The sequence below is a fragment of the Solimonas aquatica genome, from assembly GCF_900111015.1.
In the GTDB taxonomy this organism is placed as follows: Bacteria; Pseudomonadota; Gammaproteobacteria; order Nevskiales; family Nevskiaceae; genus Solimonas; species Solimonas aquatica.
This window is the reverse complement of record NZ_FOFS01000009.1, coordinates 222,091-229,373: the sequence shown is the minus strand read 5'-3', so window position 1 is coordinate 229,373 and position 7,283 is coordinate 222,091. Positions and strand designations below refer to the sequence as shown.

Below are 7,283 nucleotides of genomic sequence, written 5' to 3'. Positions count from 1 at the left end.
CGATGATAGTGTGGCAGCTGCCATGTGAGAGTAGGACACTGCCAGGGTCTTAAACCAAAAACCCCGATGCCAAATGCATCGGGGTTTTTCTTTTGCGTGCGGGAAATTCGACGTTCAACTCAACACAAGTGCACCGTCGCCGGAAACAAAAAAAGCCGACCGTCGCAGCTGGCAGACGGTCGGCCGGTTTGCGTACCGGCACTTAGCCGAAACGACCCGTGATGTAGTCTTCCGTGCGTGACTCGCGCGGCTTGGTGAAGACCTGGTCGGTGGTGCCGAATTCCACCAGCTCGCCCAGGTACATGAAGGCCGAGAAGTCGGCGGCACGGGCGGCCTGCTGCATGTTGTGGGTGACGATGGCGATGGTGTAGTCGACCTTGAGCTGATAGATCAGCTCTTCGATCTTGGCGGTGGAGATCGGATCCAGCGCAGAAGTGGGCTCATCCAGCAGAAGGACGGAGGGGCGCACGGCAATCGAGCGCGCGATGCACAGGCGTTGTTGCTGACCGCCCGACAGGCCCAGGCCCGAGGCGTGCAGCTTGCTCTTCACCTCGTCCCACAGCGCGGTGCGCTTGAGCGCATCTTCGACGCGGTCGTTCATTTCCGACTTCGGCACCTTTTCGTAGAGGCGGATGCCAAAGGCGATGTTGTCGTAGATCGACATCGGAAACGGCGTGGGCTTCTGGAACACCATGCCGATGCGCGCGCGCAGCAGGTTGAGATCGGTCTTGGGGTCGAGAATGTTCTCGCCCTCGAGCATCACCTCGCCTTCCGCACGCTGACCCGGATAGAGGTCGTACATGCGGTTGAGCACGCGCAGCAGCGTGGACTTGCCGCAGCCGGAGGGGCCGATGAAGGCCGTGACCTTGCGGTCGTAGAGCGTCAGCGAGATGTCCTTCAGCGCGCGGTGTTCGCCGTAGTAGAAATTCAGATTGCGCACCGCGACCTTCTCGCGCAATTCCTCGGCGGGCGGTTCGGGCAGCATTGCTTTGCTTAATTCCACGTTCGGTCGGGTCTGCATGTCGGTGGCCATGGCGCGTTCAACGATCCTGCGTCTTGGCGCCCGACAGCGAGCGTGCCACGACGTTCAAGGCAAGTACAGCGAGGGTGATCAGCAGCGCGCCGACCCAGGCCAGGCGCTGCCAGTCTTCGTAGGGGGAGGTGGCGAACTGGAAGATGACCACCGGCAGATTCGCCATCGGCGCGTTCATGTCGGTGCTCCAGAACTGGTTGTTGAGAGACGTGAACAGCAGCGGCGCGGTTTCGCCGCTGATGCGCGCCACGGCCAGCAGCGTGCCGGTGATCAGGCCGGCACGGGCAGCGCGGTAGCAGACCTTGCGGATCACCAGCCAGCGCGGTGCGCCCAGGGCACTGGCCGCTTCGCGCAGGCTGTCGGGCACCAGCAGCAGCATGTCCTCCGTGGTCCGCACCACCACCGGCAGCACCAGAATCGCCAGCGCCGCGCAGCCCGCCCAGGCCGAGAAGTGACCCATGGGCTGCACCATCATCTCGTAGACGAACAGGCCAACCACGATGGACGGCGCCGACAGCAGCACGTCGTTGATGAAGCGCACCACGGTGGCAAGCTTGGTATTGCGGCCGTACTCGGCCATATAGGTGCCGGCGAGAATGCCGATCGGGGTGCCGATCAGCGTCGCGACCACGGTCTGCACCAGACTGCCGAAGATCGCGTTGAGCAGGCCGCCGTCATCACCGGGTGGCGGTGTGTTCTGCGTGAACACGTTCAGATGCAGGCCGCCGAAGCCCTTGATGAAAAGCGTGGCCAGAATCCACACCAGCGCCGCCAGGCCGAGCAGGGTGGCGAGATTGGCCAGCAGCATTGCCAGCTGATTGCGCCGATAACGGCGCTTGTACAAGGACATGGACTGGACGTTCATCAGCGACGCCCCTCGGCGCGTTGCATGCGCAGCAGCAGCAGGCGGGCGCCGGCCAGCACGATGAAGGTGATCACGAACAGAATCAGGCCCAGGGCGATCAGCGAGGAGGTGTAGAGATCGCCCACCGCCTCGGTGAATTCATTGGCGATGCTGGCGGAGATCGTGGTGCCGGGCGCCAGCAGTGAGTGGCTGATGCGATGCGCATTGCCGATCACGAAAGTCACCGCCATGGTTTCGCCCAGGGCGCGGCCAAGGCCCAGCATCACGCCGCCGATCACGCCGGCGCGGGTATAGGGCAGCACGATGTGGCGCACCACTTCCCAGGTCGTGCAGCCCAGGCCATAGGCGGACTCCTTGAGCATGGACGGCACCGTCTCGAACACATCGCGGGTGATCGAGGTGATGAAGGGCAGCACCATGATGCTGAGAATCAGGGCGGCGGTGAGAATGCCGATTCCGTAGGGCGGGCCGGCAAACAGCTCCGAGAGCCAGGGGACGTCTTGGAAAGCGCCGATCAGCGCCGGCTGCAGCGTGCGCTGCAGCAGCGGTGCCAGCACGAACAGGCCCCAGATGCCGTAGATGATGCTGGGGATGCCGGCCAGCAGTTCGATGGCGGTGCTGATCGGCCGGCGCAGCGGGCGCGGGCAGAGTTCAGTGATGAATACGGCGATGCCGATGCTGATCGGCACACCGATCAGCATGGCGATGAAAGCGGTGACCAGGGTGCCGTAGATCGGCGCGGCGGCGCCGAAGCGTTCGGTGACGGGATTCCAGGTCTGGGTGGTGAGAAAGCCGGGGCCATAGGCCTTGAGTGCCGGCAGCGAGCCCTCCACCAGGGCCACGATCACGCCGCCCAGCATCAGCAGCACGATGATCGCGCAGGCGCGGGTGAGGCTGCGCAAAATCGCGTCCCAGAAGCGGTTGCGATTCAAGATCGCTCCCGCCTGACTGCCGATCGCGTTGACGGCGGTATTCACACGGATTCCCCGGAAAAACCTTTATGAAGTAATGCCTGGATTTTAACGGCTGTGCGCGCCGTATGAAGCAAAGCGGGGAAGACCGCCCACAGGTCTTCCCCGCCAGAGCCGTCTTACTTCCAGAGCGGCTGACCCGCCTTGTCCTTGATGTTCGCCGTCCAGCTGGCTTCCACCAGCTTCACCACGCTCTCCGGCATCGGCACGTAGTCCAGCTCATCGGCCATCTTCGAGCCTTTCTTGAACGACCAGTCGAAGAACTTCAGCGCGGCGGCCACATCATCCGTCTTCTCGGGCTGCTTGTAGACCAGGATGAAGGTCGCGGCGGTCATCGGCCAGCTGTTGGCGCCCGGCTGGTTGGCGAGGATCAGGCGGAAAGCCTTGGCCTTGCTCCAGTCGGCGTTGGCGGCCGCGGCGGCGAAGGTGTCCGCATCCGGAGCCACGGTCTTGCCGTCCTTGTTGATCATCTTGGTGTAGGTCATCTTGTTCTGCTTGGCGTAGGCGTACTCGACGTAGCCGATGGCGCCGTCGGTCTGCGTCACCATGTTGGCCACGCCTTCGTTGCCCTTGCCGCCGATGCCCACCGGCCATTCCACGGAGGCTTCGACGCCCACGTTCACGCGCCAGGACTCGCTGACTTCGCCCAGGTAGTAGGTGAAGTTATAGGTGGTGCCCGAGCCGTCCGAGCGATGCACCACGGCCACGGCGGTCTTGGGCAGGGCGACGCCGGGGTTGAGCTTGGCGATGGCGGCATCGTTCCACTTGGTGATGCGGCCCTGGAAGAGATCGGCGAGGGTGCGGCCGTCCAGCACCAGCTGGCCCGGGGTGATGCCCTTGAGATTGACCACCGGCACCACGCCACCCATCACCATCGGGAACTGCGTCAGGCCGGCGGCCTCGAGCTCATCCGCGCTCAGCGGCTTGTCGGTGGCGCCGAAGGTCACGGTCTTGGCCTTGATCTGCTTGATGCCGCCACCCGAACCGATGGACTGATAGTTCAGGCCCACCCCGGTTTCCTTCTTGTAGGCGTCCGCCCACTTGGCGTAGATCGGGTACGGGAAGGTGGCGCCGGCACCGGAGATGTCGGCGGCAAACGCGCTGCAGGCGAGCACGGCGCCGGCGACGAGGCCGGCCGTGGTCAGCAAAGGCTTGCGAAAGAGACTCATCAAAGGCACTCCTGGTTGAATGGCGGCGAGCTTATCGGCGCTTTTTTACAGTTTCGTTGCAGTGGCCGGCCTGCAAGGGGCGGCTCAGCCTGCCTGGGCCGGGTTTGTCATGCAACTGTCATTCGCTTCACGCAGAGTTGCGCCGCCGGCTGGGCAATGCCGTCCGCCGCGTCTATAGTTTTACAAACCACGATACACGCCGAGGGACAGCCCGCGTCATGGATAAGGATCGACCGATATTCCGCCAGCATATCTCCAGCCAGTTCAATGCCGAGCTGGAGGACGTGCGCCAGCGCGTGATGGCCATGGGCGGGCTGGTGGAGCAGCAGATCGTCGACGCCACCACCGCCTTCATGAGCTTTGATGCGACGCTGGCCGAACAGGTCACGCGCAACGACTACAAGATCAACCAGCTGGAAGTGGCCATCGACGAGGAGTGCTCGCGCATTCTCGCCCGCCGTCAGCCCACCGCCTCCGACCTGCGCCTGGTCTACGCGGTGATCAAGACCATCACCGATCTGGAACGCATCGGCGATGAGTCGGGCAAGATCGCGCGCATGGCCATCGACCTGTCCTCGCAGGAGCGCATCCACGAGCACATGCGCGAGGTGCAGCATCTGTCACGGCAGGTATCGCAGATGGTGCGCGATGCGCTGGATGCCTTCGCGCGCATGGACGCCGAGGCCGCGCTGGAAGTGGCGCGCCAGGATCGCGAGGTCGATCGCGAATACGAAGCCCTGCTACGTCAGTGCATCACCTTCATGATGGAAGATCCGCGCACCATCGGCCGCGTGATCGACATCGTCTGGAGTGCTCGCGCGCTGGAGCGCATCGGCGATCACGCCAAGAACATCTCCGAGTACGTCATCTATCTGGTCAAGGGCAAGGACGTACGCCACCTCTCCATCGAATCGATGGAGAAGGAAGTGAAGGGATAACTCCATCGGGTTATTGCTTTTTCCAACGGCTGCGGCACACTGCCGCAGCCGTTTTTGCTTGGTCGCGTCACTAATTACTTCTATATGGAGAGTGCGCCTTGAGAATGCGGATTCGCATGCTGCTGCTGTTGTTGCCAAGCTTTCTTCTGGCTTGCAGCGGCACCCCCGTACGGCTCTACGAGGGCGCGCCGCGTCCAGCTGGAGAAGTGGCAACACTCAGCATGCCGGAAGCGCTGGAGGTGGCACGCGTCAACGGTGTTGAGATCAAGGGTGCCAGTGGCATGCTCAAGGGCGGCGACAAGCGGCTGGAGCTGGCGCCGGGCCGCTATGAGCTGCTCATCTTCTATCGCGAAGTCTGGGAGAGCGGCGGTGAGCATGATGTCCTGCGCTCCAGCCCTGCGTTGTTCGTGCTGGACGCGCGCGCCGGACATCGTTACCGCGCCGGCTATGAGTTGCCCAGTCGTTATGAACAAGCCAAGGCCCTGGCCAGCGGTTTCAGCGGCTGGATTGAAGATCAGGCTGACGGCAGCCGCGTCGCCTCACAGGCCAGCGGTCTCAAGTTCACCGGTGGTTTGCTCGGCTCGCTGGCCAACAGCGGTGAGCTGGTCCCCGACGCCGCAGCGTCAGGCGAAGCCAAGCGCAATGTCGTGGCTCCCCTGTCGACAGTTGCTGTAACGGCTGCGCCGGGGCTGTCGCCTACGCCTTCGCCTGCCGGCACCGTGCCTGCGGACAATGGCCGATATGCAGAACTGATGCGCGTGTGGTGGAAACAGGCCAATGCCGAGGAACGCCGTGAGTTCCTGCGCTGGGTTGCGGCGCAGCCGTGAAAGTCCGCACGCCGCCGCGCGACTCCTGCGGCGGATTGTCATCTGCGACATGTGGCTGCAATGAGTCTGTCAAGAAAGCTTCATGATCGCTTCCGATACTGCCGGCCGTCTGCTGAGGGCGGTCGCGGTAGCAAGGCCGCGCCGCACGGCGCAAACATCAATCATCAGATGTAATGCAAGGGAGCTAGGCGTGAAAAAAAATCTGTTGGCAATGGCAATCAGCACCGCATTCGTTCTGCCGGGCGCGGCTTTTGCCGACGTCAAGGTGTACGGCAAGTTCAATGTCGGTCTGGACGATCAGAAGGATGAGATCGGTATCACGAGCTCAAACGGCACCAACAGCAGCCAGCAGACTGCCGGCAGCGTGAAATATGCCGACAGCACCTGGAGCCTGCACGATCAGAACAATTCCTCGCGCCTGGGTTTCAAGGGCGACACCGAATTGGGCGTGGGTGATCTGAAAGCCATCTTCCAGCTCGAGTATGGCGTCAATCCCTTTGGTTCCGAAGCGGTCGGTGGTGGCAGCACGGCGCAGAGCACCTTCAGCCAGCGCAATATCTTCGTCGGTCTGCAGGGCGGGTTCGGCACCATCAAGGCCGGTCGCATTGACACGCCGCTCAAGCTCGCCGGCGAGAAGGCCGACCAGTTCAACGACGAAGGCATCGGCGATGACACCAATCTGATGGTGGGCGAAACCCGCATCAACAACATCATCGTTTACACCTCGCCGAAGATTGCCGAGGCGCTGACCGTGAATCTGGCCGTGGTGCCGGGTGGCGGCCGCACGGCGCTGGACGATACGAACAGCGTGGACAAGTCGATTGCCGACACCTATTACGCCTCGCTGGTGTTCGAAAACGAAATGCTCTTCGGCTCGGTGTCCTATGCCGCCAATGAACCCGGCAGCCTGAAGGTGGACGGCAAGGCCAGTGTTTCGGTGCCTACGCCGATCGCCACGCAGGCGTCGTCCGCTGGCGTCGACATCCTGCGCGTGGTCGGTGCGGTCAAGCCCATCGTCGACCTCGAACTCAATGCCTTGTTCCAGCAGGCCAAGGGTATTGACCAGAAGGGCAGCGCCACTTCGGCCACCGCCAGCGAGCTGAAGGAGACCACCTATCTGGTGGGCGCGGGCTACAGCATCGAAGCCTTCAAGCTCAAGGCCGAGTACGGCCAGACCAAGGCCGACTACAGCGACATCAAGCGCGACCTGATGGCCTTCGGCATCGACTACAAACTCAACAAGGCTTTCACGACGCAGCTGTACTACATCCAGTATCAGGACAAGGATCGCACCATCAGCCTGACCTCGCCGACCACGGCGGTGACGGATCCCAAGACCACGGCTTTTGGACTGGGTGTGGTGTTTACCTTCTGAGTTTCCCAGTCCTCACTGGAAACCTGTTTCGAGCCCGGCCTTTGCGCCGGGCTTTTTCTTTGCGCGTGCGCGCGGCGGCGCCAGGTTTCTTTTAAACTGCGCGGC

The 7,283-nt window shown here is 62.7% G+C and carries 7 protein-coding genes; 3 read left to right on the top strand and 4 right to left on the bottom strand.

What is annotated here, in order from left to right; translation table 11 throughout:
* Positions 1 to 202 precede the first annotated feature (202 nt).
* The 4 genes from pstB to pstS form a co-directional block, all read right to left on the bottom strand.
* A complete protein-coding gene (gene pstB, locus BMY12_RS12765) occupies positions 203 to 985 on the bottom strand; it encodes a phosphate ABC transporter ATP-binding protein PstB (RefSeq protein WP_093286767.1) in 783 nt (260 codons plus the stop codon).
* Positions 986 to 1,040: 55 nt separating this feature from the next.
* Positions 1,041 to 1,898: a phosphate ABC transporter permease PstA gene (gene pstA, locus BMY12_RS12760; RefSeq protein ID WP_218140182.1), complete on the bottom strand. Its 858-nt coding sequence runs from the start codon at positions 1,896 to 1,898 to the stop codon at positions 1,041 to 1,043.
* A complete protein-coding gene (gene pstC, locus BMY12_RS12755; RefSeq protein ID WP_245732494.1) occupies positions 1,898 to 2,830 on the bottom strand; it encodes a phosphate ABC transporter permease subunit PstC in 933 nt (310 codons plus the stop codon). The genes pstA and pstC overlap by 1 nt, the downstream gene beginning before the upstream one ends.
* Before the next feature lie 158 nt (positions 2,831 to 2,988).
* On the bottom strand, positions 2,989 to 4,038 hold the full coding sequence (gene pstS / locus BMY12_RS12750; RefSeq protein WP_093286762.1) for a phosphate ABC transporter substrate-binding protein PstS: 1,050 nt from the start codon (positions 4,036 to 4,038) through the stop codon (positions 2,989 to 2,991).
* Between the two features lie 218 nt (positions 4,039 to 4,256).
* On the opposite strand from pstS, the gene phoU reads away from it, so the two are divergent.
* From phoU to BMY12_RS12735, 3 genes are all read left to right on the top strand, one after another.
* The gene (gene phoU / locus BMY12_RS12745) at positions 4,257 to 4,976 is read left to right on the top strand and encodes a phosphate signaling complex protein PhoU (RefSeq protein ID WP_093286760.1); all 720 of its coding nucleotides are present in this window, start codon (positions 4,257 to 4,259) and stop codon (positions 4,974 to 4,976) included.
* Between the two features lie 116 nt (positions 4,977 to 5,092).
* Entirely contained in the window at positions 5,093 to 5,803 is a 711-nt protein-coding gene (locus BMY12_RS12740) for a DUF2057 domain-containing protein (RefSeq protein ID WP_177188983.1), read from the top strand.
* A gap of 211 nt (positions 5,804 to 6,014) precedes the next feature.
* Positions 6,015 to 7,178, top strand: a complete 1,164-nt coding sequence (locus BMY12_RS12735) for a porin (RefSeq protein ID WP_177188982.1) — start codon at positions 6,015 to 6,017, stop codon at positions 7,176 to 7,178.
* Positions 7,179 to 7,283 lie beyond the last annotated feature (105 nt).